The 20,054-nt window shown below is 64.6% G+C and carries 19 protein-coding genes; 13 read left to right on the top strand and 6 right to left on the bottom strand.

The genetic code is table 11. From position 1 onward, the window contains the following. The first annotated feature begins 4 nt into the window (after positions 1–4). Both OXR00_RS09950 and OXR00_RS09955 read left to right on the top strand, forming a co-directional pair. The gene (locus OXR00_RS09950) at positions 5–1,930 is read left to right on the top strand and encodes an acetyl/propionyl/methylcrotonyl-CoA carboxylase subunit alpha (protein WP_267388090.1); all 1,926 of its coding nucleotides are present in this window, start codon (positions 5–7) and stop codon (positions 1,928–1,930) included. Next, positions 1,930–2,382, top strand: a complete 453-nt coding sequence (locus OXR00_RS09955) for a MaoC family dehydratase (protein WP_267388091.1) — start codon at positions 1,930–1,932, stop codon at positions 2,380–2,382. The genes OXR00_RS09950 and OXR00_RS09955 overlap by 1 nt, the downstream gene beginning before the upstream one ends. Positions 2,383–2,385: 3 nt before the next feature. Here OXR00_RS09955 and OXR00_RS09960 read toward each other — a convergent pair whose 3' ends face one another. Next, the gene (locus OXR00_RS09960) at positions 2,386–3,597 is read right to left on the bottom strand and encodes a CaiB/BaiF CoA-transferase family protein (protein ID WP_267388092.1); all 1,212 of its coding nucleotides are present in this window, start codon (positions 3,595–3,597) and stop codon (positions 2,386–2,388) included. 85 nt (positions 3,598–3,682) lie between these two features. Between OXR00_RS09960 and OXR00_RS09965 the strand changes: the two genes are divergently transcribed. After that, positions 3,683–4,285 (top strand): DedA family protein, encoded by a 603-nt coding sequence (locus OXR00_RS09965; protein WP_267388093.1) that lies wholly within the window; start codon positions 3,683–3,685, stop codon positions 4,283–4,285. A 6-nt stretch (positions 4,286–4,291) separates the two neighbouring features. Here OXR00_RS09965 and uvrB read toward each other — a convergent pair whose 3' ends face one another. After that, positions 4,292–6,502, bottom strand: a complete 2,211-nt coding sequence (uvrB, locus tag OXR00_RS09970; RefSeq protein WP_267388094.1) for an excinuclease ABC subunit UvrB — start codon at positions 6,500–6,502, stop codon at positions 4,292–4,294. Between the two features lie 215 nt (positions 6,503–6,717). Between uvrB and OXR00_RS09975 the strand changes: the two genes are divergently transcribed. Continuing rightward, complete coding sequence (locus tag OXR00_RS09975; RefSeq protein ID WP_267388095.1) at positions 6,718–7,050, top strand: DUF3617 domain-containing protein; 333 nt, start codon at positions 6,718–6,720, stop codon at positions 7,048–7,050. Between the two features lie 79 nt (positions 7,051–7,129). After that, a complete protein-coding gene (locus tag OXR00_RS09980) occupies positions 7,130–7,384 on the top strand; it encodes a hypothetical protein (protein WP_242149405.1) in 255 nt (84 codons plus the stop codon). 139 nt (positions 7,385–7,523) lie between these two features. Here OXR00_RS09980 and OXR00_RS09985 read toward each other — a convergent pair whose 3' ends face one another. Continuing rightward, complete coding sequence (locus OXR00_RS09985) at positions 7,524–8,708, bottom strand: MBL fold metallo-hydrolase (RefSeq protein ID WP_267388096.1); 1,185 nt, start codon at positions 8,706–8,708, stop codon at positions 7,524–7,526. 104 nt (positions 8,709–8,812) lie between these two features. Between OXR00_RS09985 and OXR00_RS09990 the strand changes: the two genes are divergently transcribed. Both OXR00_RS09990 and OXR00_RS09995 read left to right on the top strand, forming a co-directional pair. Further along, on the top strand, positions 8,813–9,052 hold the full coding sequence (locus OXR00_RS09990) for a helix-turn-helix transcriptional regulator (protein WP_242149400.1): 240 nt from the start codon (positions 8,813–8,815) through the stop codon (positions 9,050–9,052). Beyond that, entirely contained in the window at positions 9,049–9,552 is a 504-nt protein-coding gene (locus OXR00_RS09995) for a hypothetical protein (protein WP_267388097.1), read from the top strand. The genes OXR00_RS09990 and OXR00_RS09995 overlap by 4 nt, the downstream gene beginning before the upstream one ends. Here the strand turns inward: OXR00_RS09995 and OXR00_RS10000 are convergent. Further along, positions 9,549–10,466 carry an EamA family transporter gene (locus tag OXR00_RS10000; protein WP_267388098.1) on the bottom strand — a complete coding sequence of 306 codons (918 nt, stop codon included), beginning with the start codon at positions 10,464–10,466 and terminating at the stop codon, positions 9,549–9,551. The two genes, OXR00_RS09995 and OXR00_RS10000, sit on opposite strands and share 4 nt — an antisense overlap. Before the next feature lie 209 nt (positions 10,467–10,675). Between OXR00_RS10000 and OXR00_RS10005 the strand changes: the two genes are divergently transcribed. Further along, positions 10,676–11,485: a class I SAM-dependent methyltransferase gene (locus OXR00_RS10005; RefSeq protein ID WP_267388099.1), complete on the top strand. Its 810-nt coding sequence runs from the start codon at positions 10,676–10,678 to the stop codon at positions 11,483–11,485. A gap of 63 nt (positions 11,486–11,548) precedes the next feature. Here OXR00_RS10005 and OXR00_RS10010 read toward each other — a convergent pair whose 3' ends face one another. Further along, positions 11,549–13,066, bottom strand: coding sequence for a fumarate hydratase (locus tag OXR00_RS10010; RefSeq protein ID WP_267388100.1), 1,518 nt, complete (start codon positions 13,064–13,066; stop codon positions 11,549–11,551). Between the two features lie 217 nt (positions 13,067–13,283). Here OXR00_RS10010 and OXR00_RS10015 point away from each other — a divergent pair, with 217 nt between their 5' ends. Both OXR00_RS10015 and OXR00_RS10020 read left to right on the top strand, forming a co-directional pair. Beyond that, entirely contained in the window at positions 13,284–15,464 is a 2,181-nt protein-coding gene (locus OXR00_RS10015; protein WP_267388101.1) for an EAL domain-containing protein, read from the top strand. Between the two features lie 470 nt (positions 15,465–15,934). After that, on the top strand, positions 15,935–17,857 hold the full coding sequence (locus tag OXR00_RS10020) for a ribonucleoside-diphosphate reductase subunit alpha (RefSeq protein ID WP_267388102.1): 1,923 nt from the start codon (positions 15,935–15,937) through the stop codon (positions 17,855–17,857). Positions 17,858–18,021: 164 nt separating this feature from the next. On the opposite strand, the gene OXR00_RS10025 is transcribed toward OXR00_RS10020, so the two are convergent. Continuing rightward, positions 18,022–18,282: a DUF2171 domain-containing protein gene (locus OXR00_RS10025; RefSeq protein ID WP_242149384.1), complete on the bottom strand. Its 261-nt coding sequence runs from the start codon at positions 18,280–18,282 to the stop codon at positions 18,022–18,024. Positions 18,283–18,356: 74 nt separating this feature from the next. On the opposite strand from OXR00_RS10025, the gene OXR00_RS10030 reads away from it, so the two are divergent. The 3 genes from OXR00_RS10030 to OXR00_RS10040 all read left to right on the top strand — a co-directional run bounded on the left by OXR00_RS10030 (position 18,357) and on the right by OXR00_RS10040 (position 20,014). Further along, positions 18,357–18,653, top strand: a complete 297-nt coding sequence (locus tag OXR00_RS10030; RefSeq protein ID WP_242149383.1) for a hypothetical protein — start codon at positions 18,357–18,359, stop codon at positions 18,651–18,653. Then, positions 18,650–18,850: a hypothetical protein gene (locus OXR00_RS10035; RefSeq protein ID WP_267388103.1), complete on the top strand. Its 201-nt coding sequence runs from the start codon at positions 18,650–18,652 to the stop codon at positions 18,848–18,850. The genes OXR00_RS10030 and OXR00_RS10035 overlap by 4 nt, the downstream gene beginning before the upstream one ends. Before the next feature lie 108 nt (positions 18,851–18,958). Further along, the gene (locus OXR00_RS10040; protein WP_242149377.1) at positions 18,959–20,014 is read left to right on the top strand and encodes a ribonucleotide-diphosphate reductase subunit beta; all 1,056 of its coding nucleotides are present in this window, start codon (positions 18,959–18,961) and stop codon (positions 20,012–20,014) included. Positions 20,015–20,054: the final 40 nt, after the last annotated feature.

The raw sequence follows: 20,054 nt of genomic DNA on the forward strand, positions 1-20,054 counted from the left end.
GCAGATGATCCAGTCCCTCCTCATCGCCAATCGCGGCGAGATCGCCTGCCGCATCATCCGCACCGCGCGCGCGCTTGGCATCCGCACCGTCGCGGTCTATTCGGACGCCGACGCGCGCGCGCTCCACGTCCGGCAGGCGGACGAAGCGGTGCACATCGGCCCCTCCCCGGCGCGCGAAAGCTATCTGGTCGGCGAGAAGATCATCGCCGCCGCGCTGGCGAGCGGCGCGGAGGCGATCCATCCCGGTTACGGTTTCCTCTCCGAAAACGCCGCGTTTGCGCAGAGCGTGATCGACGCTGGCCTGATCTGGGTCGGCCCCAAGCCCGCCAGCATCACCGCGATGGGCCTGAAGGACGCCGCCAAGACGCTTATGGCGGCAGCCGGCGTGCCGGTCACGCCCGGTTATATGGGCGAGCGGCAGGAGCCAGACTTCCTCGCCGCCGAGGCCGCGAAGATCGGCTACCCTGTGCTCATCAAGGCGGTGGCGGGCGGCGGCGGCAAGGGCATGCGGCTGGTCGAGGCGGCGGGCGATTTCACCGACGCGCTCGCCTCGTGCCAGCGCGAGGCGGCCGCGTCGTTCGGCAATCCGCACGTTCTGATCGAGAAGTACATCCAGCGCCCGCGCCATATCGAGGTGCAGGTGTTTGGCGACAGCCACGGCAACATCGTCCACCTGTTCGAACGCGATTGCAGCTTGCAACGCCGCCACCAGAAGGTGATCGAGGAAGCCCCCGCCCCCGGCATGGACGACGCCACCCGCGCCGAGCTGTGCGCGGCGGCGGTCAAGGCAGCGGCGGCGGTCGATTACATCGGTGCCGGCACGATCGAGTTCATCGCTGACGCCTCCGAAGGTCTGCGCGCCGACCGCATCTGGTTCATGGAGATGAACACGCGGTTGCAGGTCGAACACCCGGTGACGGAGGAAATCACCGGCGTCGATCTCGTCGAATGGCAGTTGCGCGTGGCATCCGGCGAGCCGTTGCCGAAGCGGCAGGATGAGTTGAGCATCACCGGCTGGGCGATCGAAGCGCGGCTCTACGCGGAAGACCCGGCCAAGGGGTTTCTGCCGAGTGTCGGGCGGCTGGAGATCTTCCGCGAACACGACGAAATCCGCCTCGAAACCGGCGTGTACGAAGGCGCTGAGGTTTCACCCTTCTACGATCCGATGATCGCCAAGCTCGTCGCGCACGCACCATCGCGCGACGCGGCGTGCGAGATGCTCGCACGCGCCTGTGCCGAGACCGACATCTATCCGATCAAGACCAACGCGCCCTTCCTGTGGCGTGCGCTCGACGATGCGGATTTCCGCTCGGGCGATATCGACACCGGCTTCATCGCCCGCAAAGGCGATGCCCTCTTGCCCCCCGCCGAACCGACCGAGGACATGGCGCTGCAAGCCGCCGCCGCGATCGTGGTGCAGGCGTATCACGGCACACCGACGATGTTGCGGGGCGACGATATGCTTTCGCCCCTCCCATCCGATCCGTGGCGGGGCGCGATCGGCTTTCGCGCCAACACAGCCGCCAATCGCGACGTATCGGTGCTGGTCGATGGCCATATCCATCGGGTTACGTTGCCGGAGGGATGGCAATACCAGCCCGTGATCGGCGAGCCCGTGGCGGGCGGCGTCGCGATCAACGACGATGGCCTGTCGTTCCTCGCCGCACCCGCGCGGGTCGATGGATCGGGTGTAGGCGCGGGCGGCTCCGGTGCGATCCTCTCGCCGATGCCGGGCCGCATCATCGCCGTCGAGGTGGCGCCGGGCGAGCGTGTCACCAAGGGGCAGCGCCTGCTGACGCTGGAGGCGATGAAGATGGAGCATTCGCTCACCGCGCCGTTCGACGGTATCGTCGCCGAACTCAACGCGCAGGCCGGCGCGCAGGTGCAGGTCGACGCGCTGCTCGCCCGCATCGTGGCGGAGGACGACTGATGGCCGGCAGATATTTCGACGAATGGCGGATCGGCGACCGCGTTGAACACGAGATCCGCCGCACCGTCACCGAGACCGACAATCTGCTGTTCTCAGTGATGACGCACAATCCGCAGCCGCTGCACATCGATGCGGAGGCGGCCAAGGCGTCCGAGTTCGGCCAAATCCTTGTCAACGGCACCTTCACCTTCGCGCTGCTGGTGGGGCTGAGCGTGGCCGACACGACACTCGGCACGCTGGTCGCCAATCTCGGGTACGACAAACTGGTGATGCCCAAGCCGGTGTTCATCGGCGACACGATGCACGCCACCAGCGAAGTGACCGATCTGCGCGAGAGCAAATCCCGCCCGAACGCCGGCGTCGTCACCTTCACCCACGAACTGCTCAACCAGCGTGACGAGGTGGTTTGCCGCTGCCTGCGCATGGCGATGCTCCGCAAACGCGCGACGTAAGCCTCAGGCGACGATCCCGCCGTCGCGCAACGCCGCGATCTCGGCATCGCCCAGCCCGAGCATCTCGCGCAGGATCGCATCGGTATGCTCGCCGAGATCGGGTGGCGCGCTCGGCTGCGGCGCAGGGCTGCCGGGGAAGCGGAACGGGCTGTTGACGATCGGCACCCGCCCGAGCGTCGCATGATCGACCTCCACCACCATCTCGCGCGCCACTGCCTGCGGCTGCGCCAGCGCCTCCGCCACGCCGAGGATCGGCGCGTGCGGCACCTGATGCGCGGTGAAGATCGCCAGCAGCTTGGCGAGATCGTGCCGTTCGGTGAAGGCGGCGATCAGCGCGTTGACTTCGCCGCGCGCATCGCGCCGCTTCTCCGCGCTGTCATAGCGCGCGTCGGTGCCAAGTTCCGGCCGCGCGATCGCCGCGCAGATCCGTACCCAGAAGGCGTTGGTTAGGCAGGCGATAATGATCGACCCATTGCGTGCCGGAAACGCACCATAAGGCACAAGATTGGGGTGCTGTGACCCCTGCGGCGCCGGGTTCTCGCCGGTGTAGAAGGCGAGTTGCGCGAGATAGCCGAGCATCCCGATCAGCCCGTCGAGCAGGCTGATGTCGATCAGTCGCCCCGCGCCGCTCGCGTTGCGCTCGTGCAAAGCCGCCAGGATCGCGATCGGCCCGTTGATCCCGCCGACGAGATCGCCGAGCGGCAGCCCGAGCCGCACCGGCAACGCGCCCGGCTCGCCATTGATGCTGAGCGCGCCCGACAGCGCCTGTGTGACGATATCGAACGACGGCTTGTCGGCGAGCGGTCCGGTCATGCCGAAGCCCGAGATCGCGCAATAGATCAGCCCCGGATTGATCGCACGCAGCGCCTCGTAGCCAAGCCCGAGCCGGTCCATCACGCCGGGGCGGTAATTTTCGATCAGGATGTCGCATTTCGCCGCCAGCGCCTTAGCGAGCGCGATGCCCTCGCCCGTCTTGAGGTCGATGACGATGCTGCGCTTGCCGCGATTGTACGCGAGGAAATAATGGCTCACCCCGTCGCGCATCGGCGGAAAGGTGCGGGTATCGTCGCCATGGCCAGGCGGCTCGATCTTGATAATCGCCGCGCCCAGATCGGCCAACGCCATCGACGCGGACGGCCCGGCCAGCACGCGCGAGAAATCGAGCACGGTGACACCGGCGAGCGGGCCGGGTCGCGGGAGGTTCGGGTCGGTCATTCGCGCGCAGCATAGCCGCTTCGCTGCGCAAACCAAATCGCGTGGCGTCATGCGCCCGCCCGGCGTAAGGCGGCGTTGCACCGCCATGACCGACCTGATCGTCCAGCTTATCGCCCGCAGCGGCTATCTCGGCATCTTCCTGATGATGGCGCTGGAGAACATCTTTCCGCCGATCCCGTCGGAGGTCATCATGGGCCTGGGCGGCATTGCGGCGGCGCATGGCAAGATGGCGATGGTGCCGTTGATTATCGCCGGTACGCTCGGCACGACGGCGGGGAATTACGCTTGGTATGCACTTGGCCGGCACTTCGGCGTCGCGCCGTTGCGCCCGGTGGTACGCCGCTTCGGTCGCTGGCTGACGATCGAGTGGCGCGATGTGGAACGCATCCATGATTTCTTCCAGCGCCACGGCGAGTGGGTGGTGTTCGTGTTCCGCTTCATGCCCGCGTTTCGCACGATCGTGTCGCTGCCCGCCGGCATGGCCCACATGCCGCGCTGGAAGTTCGTGGTGTGGACGACGGCGGGTGCGGCGATCTGGAACACGCTGCTGGCGTGGGCGGGCTGGTACCTCGGCGCGCGTTTCCGCACGCTGGAGGCGTGGTTCGGCCCGGCCAGCGTAGCGATCATGGTGGTGGTGGCGGTGCTCTACCTGTGGCGGATCGCCACGTGGAAACCACGCGGCGACTGATCCAGCCTATCGCGACCGCCGGCTTGCCCCCGGCAAACCGCCGCGCATCTTCTGGCTTTTGCCGTAGCGTGTTTTGCGCGTACCGGGCTTGCCCTCGTTGCTGCGACCCATGATCGGCGCGACCGGGCGGTCCGCGCCGGGCAGCCCGAGTTCCTCCGCCTCCAGTGAGCGGATCTCATCGCGCAGTCGGCCGGCTTCCTCGAACTCGAGGTCGGCGGCGGCGGTGCGCATCTTCTTCTCCAGTTCCTCGATATACGCGCGCAGGTTGTGGCCGACCATGTGCGGGCGGTCCTCGTCGATCTCGACGGTGACCTGATCGCGCTGCGACACGTCCTGGATGATGTCGCCGATGTTGCGGCGGATCGTGAACGGCGTGATGCCGTGTTCCTCGTTATAGGCGCGCTGCTTCTCGCGGCGACGATCCGTCTCGTTGAGCGCGCGCTCCATGCTGCCGGTGATGCGATCGGCATAGAGGATCACGCGGCCATCGACGTTACGCGCGGCGCGGCCGATCGTCTGGATCAACGAGGTTTCCGACCGCAGGAAGCCTTCCTTGTCCGCATCCATGATGCACACCAGCCCGCATTCCGGAATATCCAGCCCCTCGCGCAGCAGGTTGATGCCGACCAGCACGTCGTAAACGCCAAGCCGCAGGTCGCGGATCAGTTCGATACGTTCCAGCGTCTCGACGTCGGAGTGCATGTAGCGGACCTTGAGGCCCGCCTCGTGCATGAACTCGGTGAGATCCTCCGCCATGCGCTTGGTCAGCGTGGTGACGAGCGTGCGATAGCCCTGATCCGCCGTCTTGCGGCATTCGACGATGCAGTCCTGCACCTGCTCCTCGACCGGCTTGATCTCGACCGGCGGGTCGATCAGGCCGGTCGGGCGGATCACCTGTTCGACGAACACGCCGCCGGTCTGCTCCATCTCCCACGTGCCCGGCGTCGCCGAGACATAGGTGGTCTGGGGGCGCATCGCCTCCCATTCGTTGAAGCGCAGCGGCCGGTTGTCGATCGCGGACGGTAGGCGGAAGCCGTATTCGGCGAGCGTCAGCTTGCGGCGGTGATCGCCGCGCGACATGCCGTTGATCTGGCCGATCGTCTGGTGGCTTTCATCGACGAACAGCAGCGAATTGTCGGGCAGATATTCGAACAAGGTAGGCGGCGGCTCGCCTGGCATCCGCCCGGTGAGGAAGCGCGAATAGTTCTCGATCCCTGCGCAACTGCCGGTCGCGGCGATCATCTCGAGATCGAAGTTGGTGCGCTGCTCCAGCCGCTGCGCTTCTAGCAGCTTGCCCTCGGGGATCAGCTCCTTCAGTCGCTCGGCCAGTTCGTGCTTTATCGCCTCTGTCGCCTGCTTGAGCGTAGGCCCCGGTGTCACATAGTGCGAATTGGCGTAGATGCGGATCGAGTTGAGGTTCGCCACCTTCTTGCCGGTGAGCGGATCGAACTCGGTGATCTCCTCGATATCGTCACCGAAGAACGAGATGCGCCAGGCGGTATCCTCGTAATGCGACGGGAAAATTTCGAGATTGTCGCCCTTTACCCGAAAGTTGCCACGCGCGAAGGCGGCGTCGTTGCGCTTGTATTGCAACGCGACGAGCTTGCGCACGATTTCGCGCTGATCGACCACCTGCCCTTTCTTGAGGTCGAAGATCATCGCCGAATAGGTCTCGACCGAACCGATACCGTACAAGCACGAGACCGAGGCGACGATGATGACGTCGTCGCGCTCCAGCAGCGAGCGCGTCGCGGAATGACGCATTCGGTCGATCGCCTCGTTGGTCGAGCTTTCCTTCTCGATATACGTGTCCGACCGGGCGACATACGCCTCGGGCTGATAGTAATCGTAATAGCTGACGAAATATTCGACCGCATTGTCCGGGAAGAACGACTTCATCTCGCCGTACAATTGCGCGGCGAGGATCTTGTTGGGTGCGAGGATCAGCGCCGGGCGCTGCACCGCCTCGATCACCTTCGCCATGGTGAAGGTCTTGCCCGATCCGGTCACGCCGAGCAGCACCTGATCGCGCTCGCCCTCCTGCGTCTGCGCGACGAGTTCCGCGATGGCGGCGGGCTGGTCGCCAGCGGCGGTATATTCGGAAACCAGCTTGAACGGGCGCCCACCCTCGGCCTTGGGAGGGCGCGCCGGGCGATGCGGAACGAAGGTCTGCCCGGTCTCGGGCTCGTCAAGCGTCGTGCGAATCTGAATGGCCATGCGCGCCAATATGGGTCGTACCGCGTGCCGTCGCAACAAAGCGGGAACGGCTACGTGAACTAAACCGGACAACGGCCAATTTCAGGCAAATCGGCGATGCGTCTGCTGCTGGCTACCGCTTTGATCGTGCCGCTCGCCGCGTGCGGATCGTCACAGCCGACCGTGAAGGCCACCAATGCCAGCGTTGCCGAGGTGCAAAGCAAGTGATCGAACGGATGACCAAGCCGCACCCGTTCAAACGCTGCGTCACCCCGGAGGATGTGAAGACGGACCACGGCTTCTTCACCGGCTCACAAAGCCATCACTGCACTTACGAACATTTTACCTTGCGCGGTGGCAAGATCGACGCGGCGATGGTCTGCAACGAGGCTGTCGGCACGATGAGAGCGACGATGGCTGGCAGCTACACGCCCGACAGCTATCATTTCGACCTGCATTCCACGGTCGAGGCACCGGGTGCGGCGGGACCACAGAAGATGACGATCACCATCGACGGCGCACGCACTGACGCCTGTCGCGGCGCCGAAACGGGCGCGAAAGTCGGCTAATTGCGCAATCGCGATGGTTCTGCGGGAACGAGACTGTTTCGCCTGCGTTTTCTTGACCTCGATCTTAATGGAGGTCTGTATGCGTAAACTTGTAACCGCCGCGCTCGCCCTTGGCGTCGCCCTCACCGCGACCACCGCCGCCAGCGCGCGCGAAGGCTGCGGGCCTGGCGCGCACCGTGGTGCCTATGGCCACTGCCGCGTCAACCGCGGTCCGGTGATCGTCGAACGCGGTCCGCTGGTGGTGGATCGCTATTACAACGGTCGGGGTTATTGGGATGGGCATCGCTATTGGCACAACCGCACGCGGTGGCATGGCGGCTGGCGTTACCGGTAAGGGTGATCGTGTCCGGCATTGAGTAAGCGGAGCAACAGCTTCGCAACGACTACGACCGGATCATAGACACTGAACAATGTGGCGTGGCGCCTGGCGCCGCGCCACATTCGCGTTCGGGGCTGTTCCCGCGAGCGTTGCCTTAGCGCAGATCGCGTACCGCTGGTGAGGCGAGGCAAGACGCCTCCGCCGCCGGCGTAACGGGTGTGACCGCCGGCCGCGCATAGGGTGCGATCCGCGTCGGCTGTCCCAGCCTGATCGTCTCGAACCCATGAACGCCCCGGCACGCCTCCACCGCCGCTAGCAGGCGCGGCGGCGTGTCATAGGCTTCGTAAGACAGTCGGAACGTTCCCCAATGCACGCCGATGCCGGTCGATGCGCCAAGCCGGCGATACGCCTCGACAGCATCGATCGGACCGATGTGACTACCCGACGCCATCTGCCCGGCGGTGAAGCGGAATGCGCCGATCGGGATCAGCGCAAGCCGCACCGGCCCGTAAGCCGCCGCCTCATCCGCCCAGCGCAGATCGCCCGCGCCGGTATCGCCTGCGAAGAACAGGTTGCCGCCCGGCAGCGTCACTACGAAGCTCGACCATAACGCGCGGTTGCGATCGGCGAACCAGCGGCTGCCCCAATGGTGGCCGCGTGTGACGATTACGTCGATGCCCGGCCGAACCTCCACACGCCCGCCCCAGTCGCGCGCCGTTGCGGGCACGCCGACCTGACCGATCACGCTGTCGTTGCCGAGGCTGGTGACGATCAGCGGCTTGTCGCGCGCCCACAGCCGCTTCAGCGTGGGCAAGCCCATGTGGTCGTAATGATCGTGGCTGACGAGCACGAGGTCGATCTTGGGCAATCGGTCGAACGCGATGCCGGGCGCCGCCACGCGCGCCGGCCCGAAACCAAGCGGCCCCGCGCGGTTCGACCACACCGGATCGGTGAGGATATTGAGCCCCTGCGTCTGCACCAGCACTGTCGCATGGCCGACCCAGGTCGCCACCATCGCATCGCCCATCACCCGAGCGGGCGGTGCGATCTGGTGGACGGTGACATGATCGGGCCATGCCGGCCGCCCATCGCTGCCGGTGAGGAAGCGCGCCATCATGCCGAAGCCGGGCGCCGGCCCGGTCTTGCCCCCGGGGCCGGCAGCGGTTGGCGCGAACGTGTCGTCACCATCCGGGTTGGCGAAGCGGCTGCCGTCGAAATGCCCGCTCACCGGCCCACGATAATAGCGCGCGTCGAGGAAGCGCGGCACGATCGTGAACGCCAGGCACAGCACGACGACGATCCACAGGATTGCCGCCGAAAAGAGACGAACCAGTCGCATCGCGTGGCCTTGGCCGGTGGAACAGAGCCACGCAAGCGTGAACCGCTGGACATGAGTATATGTTGTGTATACACAACGATTCGTAACGCTGACAGGACATACACTTGTACAACCGCATTGCTCTGTTCCGCGCGGAAGGTGGTATGACACGCAAGGCGCTGGCCGAGGCGGTCGACGTCAACGCGCAGACGATCGGCTATCTTGAGCGCGGCGATTACAAGCCAAGCCTTGAACTCGCGATGCGGATCGCCGCACGGTTCGGCGTCTCCGTCCACGATCTGTTTTCGCTCACCCCTTTCGAACCCGTCGCCGTTGCGCTGCGCCGGGCGGGAGACCGCGCATGACCCGCAAGACGATCGCCCAGTATCTCGATGACAGCGTGCGCTGGACCCGTATCCCGGCGATCGTCGCGCCGCCCCGCCGGCGGCCGCTGCGGATGTGGTCGACCTTGGCGATCCTCGCCGCCACCGGCGCGCTGGTCGTTGCGATCTTCTGGCCCGCGCTGCGCTGGCCCGGCTACGCGGTGCTGATCGCCGCGTTCGGCATCGCCAATTTTATGCCGATCTTCGGCCCGCTTAAACCCTGGGGCGGCACCGAGCCGATCGACGAACGCGAACGCGCCAACCGCGCCCGCGCCTTCCTCATCGCGCTATCGGTAATCTCGGTCGTCGCAGTCGCCGGATTGTGGACGATCGTCGCGCTGTCCATCATGGGAAACTGGGATGTCGACTTGCTGCGGCAGACGAACATCGATCTCGCCTTCTATATCGCCGCGCTTTATTCCGCGCTGCCGACCTGCATCGCCAGTTGGACCGAGCCTCGCCTCCGCGACGACGAAGACTAACGCGCGCCCGCCAGCGCCAGCACCACGCCGGTCGCGACGATCAGCAGCCCCGCCACTTCGCTCCGCGCCATCCGCTCGCCGAGGTAGAAGTGCGCGAACGCCATCGTGAAGGCGACCTCGACCTGCCCGACGATCCGTACCAGCGCGACCGGCGCACTTGCAAAGCCGGTAAACCAGCATGCCGACCCGACCGACGACAACAGCCCGACCTGCCCCGACACGCGCCAGCTTCTCGCGACGCGAACCAGTTCACCGCGTTCGCGTAGCAGAACGTAGCCACCTTGTAGCATCGTCTGGATCGTCACGGTCGCGACCAATGTCACCAGCGCGGCGAGGATATGGTCGGGCGTGGCAACCTCGAATGTGGTGCGGCGGATCGCGATGACCGCCAGCGCGAACACCGTGCCCGATGCTATGCCGTAGCGGGCCGCACGTTCCCCGAGAGCGCGCACGAAGGCCAATGGCGCCATCCGCCGCCCGGCGCTCGCCAGCACCATCACCCCGACCACGCCTAGCGTGACGCCGCCCCAGGTCAGCAGACTGAGATGATCGTGCAGCAGCACCGCCGAGAAGATCGCCGCCTGCACTGCCTCGGTTTTGGAATAGGCAGTGCCAACGACGAAATTGCCCTCGTCGAACGCCATCAGCAGCAGATTGGTGGCGACGATCTGCCCGATCGCGCCGAGCAGGCAAAACAGCCAGAACTGCCCGCCCAATCCGGGCCACGCACCCGGCGCGGCGAAAGCGTGGTAGACGAGCAGCATCACCACCGCGAACGGCAGGCCGTAGAGATAGCGTACCAGCCCGGCCGCGTTGATCGAGAGATCGCGCGCGGCGCGGCGCTGCACCGCCGTCCGCCACGCCTGCATCGCGCCGGCGGCGAGCGTGGCGGGCAGCCAGATGGAGGCGATCACGCCTCCGCCGATCGATATAGGATGTCAGCGCACAACAAAGAAAAGCCTCTGAAACGGCGGCGACCGCTGGCGTCACGAAAACAATGCCCGCAGATACCTGCCATAAACTTTGGGTCTGCCGCAGAGTTCGTCCGCAGCACCTGCGTTCCTTTGGTATGCAAGTATCTGTTCCCCAAGTTCCTGTGAACGGCGTCAGTACTGGATAAGCAATGTCCGATCTGCAAGATCAGGTTCGCCCGGGATCATCCGACGCACCGCAGTTCATCCGGCCCTCCAGACCGAAAACCGTCCTGCAGAAGCTCTATCCAGAGCGTCGTTTCTCCCGTGTCGTTCGCGACGAAGGCAAGTTCCTGTTCTATTCAATCGTCGCGGATTTGCTGGAAAGTCATCATGTCGTGATGGACTTCGGGGCTGGTCGGGGGCACCAGATCGAAGCTGTCAGCGGGCACCTCCGGACGCTTCTCGATTTCCGCGGCCGCTGCAAGACAGTCATCGCCGTGGATCCCGACGACGCAGTGCTTACCAACCCATTCGTCGACGAGGCACATGTCATTGATGCAACGGGGCGTATCCCGCTACCCGACAACAGTGTCGACATTATTACCTCCTTTGCAGTCCTGGAACATGTCGCCAATCCGGCGCAAGTTGTTGATGAAATCTATCGGGTGCTCCGCCCGGGCGGCTGGTTTTGCGCATGGACGCCGAACAAATGGGGCTACGTCGGGATCGGCGTACGAATGGTGCCCAACAGACTGCACGAAAGGCTCGTCCCGCTTGCCGAACCAAGAGACACCCGCCAGTCGATCGATGTATTCCGAACCGCATACCAACTTAATACAGTGAACGACGTTGGAAGGTTTTTTGGTCCCCAACGATTTTACAATCACGCGTTCACGGCGAATGGTTCGCCATCTTACCATTTCGGCTCGATTATCATCGCGCGATTTTGGCAGGTAATGATGGCAATTGCTCCAGCCCGGTGCCGCAAAACTTTATTCGTCTTCGTGCAACGTCGGTAGATCACGCGCCTAGATCTTTGAGCTTTGTGAGCAGGGAACGACCACCATCACCCCCTTCCACGATCACACGAGCAGGCGTTCGCGCGCGATCTTTTCCTTCCAGACGAGCGGCGCGAGCTGGTGGACGTTGGCGCCGCTCGAATCTACCGCGACCGTCACGGGGAAGTCCTGCACCTCGAATTCGTAGATCGCCTCCATGCCGAGATCGGCGAAGCCCACCACCTTTGAGCCCTTGATCGCGCGCGCGACGAGATACGCCGCCCCGCCAACCGCCATCAGATAGGCACTCTCATGCTCGGCGATCGCCTTGGTGGCGTCGGCACCCCGCTCCGCCTTGCCGACGCAGGCGAGCAGACCCTGATTGAGCATCATGCGCATGAACTTGTCCATGCGCGTTGCGGTGGTGGGGCCCGCCGGGCCGACCACTTCCTCGCCGACCGGATCGACCGGGCCGACATAATAGATCACCCGACCCTTGAACTCGACCGGCAGCGGTTCGCCGGCATCGAGCATATCCTTGATTCGCTTGTGCGCGGCGTCGCGGCCGGTCAGCATCTTGCCGTTGAGCAGCAGCCGGTCGCCCTGCTTCCAGCCCTTCACCTCCTCGGGCGTAAGCGTGTCGAGGTTGACGCGGATGGCGGCGGCGTCGGGCTTCCAGTCGACCTTGGGCCATTCGTCGAGCTTGGGCGTTTCCAGGAACGCCGGGCCGGAGCCGTCCAGCGTGAAGTGCGCGTGACGGGTCGCGGCGCAGTTCGGGATCATCGCGACCGGCTTGCCCGCCGCATGGCACGGCGCGTCAAGGATCTTGACGTCGAGAATGGTCGCCAGGCCGCCCAGCCCCTGCGCGCCGATGCCAAGCGCGTTGACCTTGTCGAAGATCTCGATCCTGAGCGCCTCGATATCGTTGCGTGGGCCGCGTGCCTTCAGCGGTCCCATGTCGATCGGCTCCATCAGCGCCTTCTTCGCCAGCAGCACGCAATGTTCCGCCGTGCCGCCAATGCCGATGCCGAGCATGCCGGGCGGGCACCAACCCGCGCCCATCTGCGGCAGCATCTCCAGCACCCAGTCGACGATCGAGTCGCTCGGGTTCATCATCTTGAACTTGGACTTGTTCTCGCTCCCACCGCCCTTGGCCGCGACATCGACCGAAACACGGTCACCAGGCACCATGTCGACGTGCAGCACGCACGGCGTATTGTCCTTGGTGTTGCGGCGGGTGAAGGCGGGATCGGCCAGCACCGAGGCGCGCAGCTTGTTCTCCGGGTTGAGATACGCCAGCCGCACGCCCTCGTCGACGATCTCCTGTAACGAGCGCGAGGTGTCGTCGAAACGGCAGTCCATGCCCCATTTGACGAACACGTTGACGATGCCGGTATCCTGGCAGATCGGCCGATGCCCCTCCGCGCACATCCGTGAATTGGTGAGGATCTGCGCGATCGCATCCTTCGCCGCCGGACCTTGTTCGGCCTCATACGCATCACCCAGCGCGCGAATGTAATCCATCGGATGGTAGAAAGAGATGAACTGAAGCGCGTCGGCGACGCTCTCGATCAGGTCGGCTTCGCGGATGATGGTGGTCATGGCTGCTCGCTGGGAAGGGAGAATAGCTACCCGCACTAGACCAGTTGGCCGGCATTGGGAAAGACCTGCACGGCGCCCCGTCGCGCGCTGGTGGCGCGGCGCAGTCGGGCTGGCGCTCGTGGTAAACGCGTCGCTCACCATAGAAATCCACCGGCGCGATCGTTTCAGCGGCGTGTCGCAAGCAATTGGCAAGGATCATGCGGCTAGGGTCACGCAGATGCTCCAGCCACTCAGCCCCATTCGTACGGCAGCACTATGCCTGTGCGTCGCCGTTGCAAGCGCGGCGGCGATGGCGAGTCAGGCGTGGCTGGCGGCCGTCGCCGCGCTGTTGCTGGTCGCAGCGGTCGCCGCGGTGCTGTTCCTGACCACACGGCGCGTCCACAAGCCGCTCGCCCTTGCCGACACGGCGGACCGGGTCGCGGCGCGGCTGGTGCGGGAGTTCGAGGAACAGGGCACCGGCTGGTTCTGGCAGACGGACAGCGACGGCAACGTTACCTACCTGTCGGCCAAGGTCGCCGCCGAACTCGACACCCCCGGCGCGCCGGCGATCGGCGCCGCCATGACCGCGCTGTTCCGCGTCGACACCAGCACGGCGGAGACCGAGCGGACCATCGCCTTCCACCTTGCCTCGCGCACGGCCTTTTCCAACTATTCGGTTCGCCCGGCAGTGGCGGGCAAGCTCGATCGCTGGTGGTCGATGTCGGGCCGGCCGATCACCGACGTTGACGGCATTTTCCTCGGTTTCATCGGCAACGGCAGCGATCTGACCGAGCGCCGCCGCGCCGATGCCGAAATCGCGCGGCTGGCGCTGTTCGACAGCCTGACCGGGCTCGCCAACCGGCAGCGCATGCGGCAGTGGCTCGACCAGACGCTGGCGCAAGCGAGCGGCGCGCGCGGCACGGCGTTGTTCCTGCTAGATCTCGACCGGTTCAAGGCGGTGAACGACACGCTCGGCCACCAGACCGGAGATGCGTTGCTGAAGCAGGTTGCACAGCGGCTGGTGCGCGCCATCGGCGACAGCGGGCTGGTCGGTCGGCTGGGCGGCGACGAGTTCAAGGTGATCCTGCCCGGTGAGACCAATCAGGATACGCTGAGCAGCATTGCGCGCACCGTAATCGATGCCTTGTCACAGCCCTATTCGATCGACGGCTCCTCGATCTCGATCGGCTGTTCGATCGGCATCGCGCTCGCACCGGAGAACGGCGGCGACGCCGAGACGCTGGTCCGCAACGCGGATCTCGCACTTTACGGCGCAAAGGGCGATGGACGCGGCATCCACCGCTTCTTCAAGACCGCCATGCTCGACGGTGCGCGCAGCCGCAAGCAGATCGAGGACGATCTGCGCAATGCACTCGCGGGTGACCAGTTCCACGTCGCCTATCAGCCGGTGGTCAGCACGGCGAGCGAGCGGATCGTCGGCTATGAGGCGCTGCTGCGCTGGGAGCATCCGACGCGCGGGCTGATCTCGCCGGCCGAGTTCGTGCCGGTGGCGGAGGATTGCGGGTTGATCGAAGCGATCGGCGAGTGGGTGTTGCGCACCGCCTGCATGGAGGCGGCCACCTGGCCGGCCGACGTGCGCGTGGCCGTCAACGTCTCGCCGATCCAGTTCGCCAACCCCGCGTTGCCCACCATTGTCACCTCCGCGCTCGCCAAATCGGGGATCGCACCCGGCCGGCTTGAACTCGAGATCACCGAGGGCGTGTTCCTTGACGAGACCACGTCATCGGAACAGATGTTCCGCACGCTGAAGGCGATCGGCGTACGGCTGGCGCTGGACGATTTCGGCACCGGATACTCGTCACTCGGCTATCTGAAGAAAGCACCGTTCGACAAGATCAAGATCGACCAGAGTTTCGTACGCGGCGCCGCGATGGCGGGTAACCGCAACGCCGCGATCATCCGCGCGATCGTGACGCTTGCCGACGCACTCGGCATGGAGACGACCGCCGAGGGCGTGGAGACGCATGACGAGATCGACCTGATCCGCACCCTGGGGTGCAGCCACATTCAGGGCTGGGTCTACGGCAAGGCGGCGCAGCCCGAGGAAGTACGACTGCAACTCGCCGCGCAAGGTGGCAAGGCGCTCGCGTCCGGCCATCGCAAGAGCCGCCCGCCCCGCCATGCCATGATTCGCACCGCGCGCATCCGCGTCGGCGAGGCGATCGGCGAAATCCGCATCCGCAACATGTCCCCCACCGGCGCGATGATCGACGGCATCGAGGTCGACGGCGAGGCGGTCGGCATGGACGTGATGATCGAACTGCTCGAAAATGAGATGTTCGCCGCCAAGCTGCGCTGGGCCGCGGATGGGCGCGCCGGTCTCGAATTCGAGCAGGCGTTCAACATGGAGCGGCTTGCCGCGCCGATGATCGCGCACCCGGTTCGCAAGACCGGCTGACGTCACAGGGTTTCGCCGTCCGGGCGATGACGCGCATTCGCGGGCGCTTGCCACGACATCTGGTGGCGGCACCACCTGCAAAAGATTTCTGTGGATTTCCCGATCCGTTCTCTTGCGTTTCGTAGACGTGGCGGAAGTCCACGCGTCGCGCTTCGAATGGGGTCGGACGTGGCCAGCGCACGCACTAAAATCGCGACGAACGGAGTCCCGTGTCTGTCATTTACCGTCTTGCGGTCTGACGCGATCCGGCACAATCTGTAGGGGTAAGGTTGAGGGCACCACCCTAGAACTGGTAGAACAGAGCGTGTGCCCCTATATCAGGGGCACGCCCGACGGCACTTTCCGGGCGGAAGCGGCCTCATTTTGTTCTCACCGGGAAACGCCCGGAATGATAGCATGGGGCCTGGCCCCGATTCGGAACGGACCGCGAACACGGCTCCGTTACAACAGTTTGAACAGGGGCGAGACCGATGGATTTCAGGGACACCCAGGAAGTGAGCGCAACGATGGCGACCGACACGATCGAAGCGACCCGGCCCGACAGCAACGGCGCCGATCGCAAGCTGGCCGAACGCGGCGATTCAAAGGCGGTGAAGCCGCAGCTTTACCCGGTCGAGGTCGACCATTCGCGTGACGGCTTGCTGACCGATTTCGGCAAGGAGACGCTGACCGACCGCTATCTGCTGCCGGGCGAGCGGTTCCAGGATCTGTTCGTGCGCGTCGCCTCCGCCTATGCCGACGATGCCGGCCATGCCCAGCGCCTGTACGATTACATCTCGCAATTGTGGTTCATGCCGGCGACGCCGGTGCTGTCGAACGGCGGCACGGGCCGTGGCCTGCCGATCTCGTGCTTCCTTAATTCTGTGCCGGACAGCCTCAACGGGATCGTCGACACCTGGAACGAGAACGTCTGGCTCGCCTCGCGCGGCGGCGGCATCGGAACCTATTGGGGCAACGTGCGCGGGATCGGTGAGCCGGTCGGCCTCAACGGCAAGACCAGCGGCATCATCCCGTTCGTCCGCGTGATGGACAGCCTCACGCTCGCGATTTCGCAGGGCTCGCTGCGGCGCGGTTCGGCGGCGTGCTATCTCGACATCTCGCATCCAGAGATCGAGGAGTTCCTCGAAATCCGCAAACCCTCAGGCGATTTCAACCGCAAGGCGCTGAACCTGCACCACGGCGTGTTGATCCCCGATGCCTTCATGGAAGCGGTCCGCGCCGGCGCGGAATGGGATCTGCTCAGCCCCAAGGACGGTTCGGTGCGTGGCACGGTCGATGCACGCGCGCTATTCCAGAAGCTGGTCGAAACCCGCCTCGCCACCGGTGAGCCGTACATCGTGTTTGCCGATCAGGTGAACAAGAACATGCCCAAGCACCACCGTGAGCTTGGCCTCAAGGTATCGACCTCGAACTTGTGCAGCGAGATCACGCTGCCAACCGGCAAGGATCACCTCGGCAACGAACGCACGGCGGTGTGCTGCCTGTCGTCACTCAACCTCGAGACGTGGGACCAGTGGAAGGACGCCAAGGGCTTTATCGAGGACGTGATGCGTTTTCTCGACAACGTTCTGCAGGATTTCATCGAGCGTGCCGAGCCGGGCATGGAGCGTGCCGCTTATTCGGCGATGCGCGAGCGGTCGGTGGGCTTGGGCGTAATGGGCTTCCACTCGTTCCTGCAGGCGCGCGGACTCGCGTTCGAGGGTGCGATGGCGAAGTCGTGGAACCTGCGCATGTTCAAGCACATCAAGGCTCAGGTCGATGAAGCGTCGATGCACCTCGCGGTCGAGCGCGGCCCCTGCCCCGACGCCGCCGATCGCGGCGTGATGGAGCGGTTCTCGTGCAAGATGGCGATCGCCCCGACCGCATCGATCTCGATCATCTGCGGCGGCACCAGTGCGTGCATCGAGCCGATCCCGGCCAATATCTACACGCACAAGACGCTGTCGGGCAGCTTCTCGATCAAGAATCCGTATCTTGAGAAACTGCTGATCGACAAATCGAAGAACTCGGATGTGATCTGGAACACGATCCTCGAACGCGGCGGCTCGGTGCAGCACCTCGATTTCCTCTCATCCGAGGAAAAGGACTGCTACAAGACCAGCTTCGAGATCGACCAGCGCTGGCTGATCGAGCTTCAGGCGGATCGTACGCCGTATATCGACCAGTCGACCTCGCTCAACCTGTTCATCCCGGCCGATGTCGAGAAGTGGGATCTGCTGATGCTGCACTTCCGCGCGTGGGAGCTCGGCATCAAGTCGCTTTACTATCTGCGCTCCAAATCGGTGCAGCGCGCCGGTTTCGCGGGCGGTGTGGAAGCGGACAACACGATCGATGCGCCCAAGTTCGAGTTGGGCGAGTCGACCGATTACGACGAGTGTCTGGCCTGCCAGTAAGGTTGGGAGTCCCTGATGGGCGCGAGCCGATCAGGGATGCACCACGGCGGGCGGGTGCCCGGAGGAAGATAGTAATGACGACCGATCCGACGTACACAGCAAAACCCCCGGCCCGCGTATCGCGGACCGGGGGCAAAATGCTGTCGCGTCCGACAGGCGCGGACTTATGCTTCTTCTTCGAAGCTCACCGCGACGTCGCCATTGGCGGACAGGCGGACCTTGTCGCCCTCGACGTCAGCGACCAAGCCAAGCGAGATGAAGTGGTGATGCCCCTCGTGCGCGCTGCTGCCTTCCTTGACCTGCGCACCGCTGTCCTTCTTGGTCAGCTTGATGCGGTCACCCTCGACATGGTCGACCGTGCCGACATGCACGCCGTCGGCGCCGATGACTTCCATATGCTCTTTGATTGCGCTTGCGTCGGCCATGGGAACTGCTCCTGCTTTGTGGTTGCGGCGGGTGAACGCATACGGACGCGAAACGATGCACGGGAGATGATGCGATGAAGCGCCTGTTGCCGATCGTCGCGCTCGCTTTGCCGCTCGCCGCGTGCGCCCACCGTGTCGCGAGCGTGGTGCAGCATACGCCGGACACGCCCGGTTTCCTGCTCGGGGTGTGGCACGGCTTCATCTTTCCGGTCGCGTGGGTGCTGTCGCTGTTCGTGCAAGGCGTGGCGGTCTATGCCGTGCCCAACCAGGGCGGCTGGTACGATTTCGGCTATTTCATCGGCATCGTGTTCCTCGGCGTCGGCTCGCATCGCACCCGCACCGTCTATGTCACGCGGGTGGTGCGGCGGTGACGTACCAAGTCGTCATGATGTACGTCGTCGCGGCACTGTTCGCGCTGATCGGGGCCGGCCTGCTGCTCGCGCTGCTGCGCCCGTCCGGCGCGGGAAAGGTGTATGCCTACCGCATGGTCGGCATCATGGCGGTGGCGCTGGGTTTCGTGCTTGCCATGTCGGCGACCGCGATGTGGCGGTGGAGTACGGAACCGTGAACACGCAACCATATCGTCGTTGCATCGCCGCACATCCCGATGGGCCGTTAGCCGATCACTTCACCGCATTCCCCTCGACCCCATTCGCCAGTACCCCGGAGTAACCCCATGTCCCTCACCGAAGCGCGCAAGCAGTACAAGCCGTTCGAATACCCCTGGGCGTTCGATTTCTGGAAGCGTCAGCAGCAGATCCACTGGATGCCGGAGGAAGTGCCGCTCGGCGAGGATTGCCGCGACTGGGCGCAGAAGCTGTCGGATCATGAGCGCAACCTGCTCACGCAGATCTTCCGCTTCTTCACGCAGGCCGATGTCGAGGTGCAGGATTGCTACCACGAGAAATACGGCCGCATCTTCAAGCCGACCGAAATCAAGATGATGCTCGCCGCGTTCTCCAACATGGAGACGGTGCATATCGCCGCGTACAGCCACCTGCTCGACACGATCGGTATGCCCGAGAGCGAATACGGAGCCTTCCTCGAATATAGCGAGATGAAGGACAAGCACGATTACCTGCAGAACTTCGGCGTCGATACCGACGAGGACATCGCCAAGACGCTGGCGATGTTCGGCGGCTTCACCGAAGGGCTTCAGCTGTTCGCCAGCTTTGCGATGCTGATGAACTTCCCGCGCTTCAACAAGATGAAGGGCATGGGGCAGATCGTCACCTGGTCGATCCGCGATGAGAGCCTGCACTGCGAAGGCATCATCAAGCTGTTCCACACCTTCGTGCGCGAACGCGACTGTCTCACCAAGTCGGTCAAGTCCGACATCCGCGACATGTGCCAGACCACGGTTCATCTCGAGGACAATTTCATCGACCTCGCGTTCGAAATGGGCCCGGTCAACGGCATGACCGCCAAGGAGATCAAGAAGTATATCCGCTACATCGCGGACTGGCGGCTGGGGCAGCTCGGCATGAAGCCGATCTACATGATTGACGAACATCCGCTGCCGTGGCTGGCGCCGATGCTCAACGGTGTCGAACACGCCAATTTCTTCGAGCAGCGCGCGACCGAATATTCCAAGGCCGCGACGCGCGGCAATTGGAACGAGGTGTGGGACTCGTTCGACAAGCGCCGCAAGGCGAAGGCCGGCCCGGCTGCGAACGAAGAGATCGGCGACGAAGGCGACATGTTCGCCCGCGCCGGCGTGGCGGCGGAGTAAGGGTCGAGCGGGCGGCGGTCGCCGTCCGCCAGCCTGATCG

Origin of the sequence: Sphingomonas sp. GC_Shp_3 (assembly GCF_026540945.1) — a bacterium.
Lineage (GTDB): Bacteria > Pseudomonadota > Alphaproteobacteria > Sphingomonadales > Sphingomonadaceae > Sphingomonas.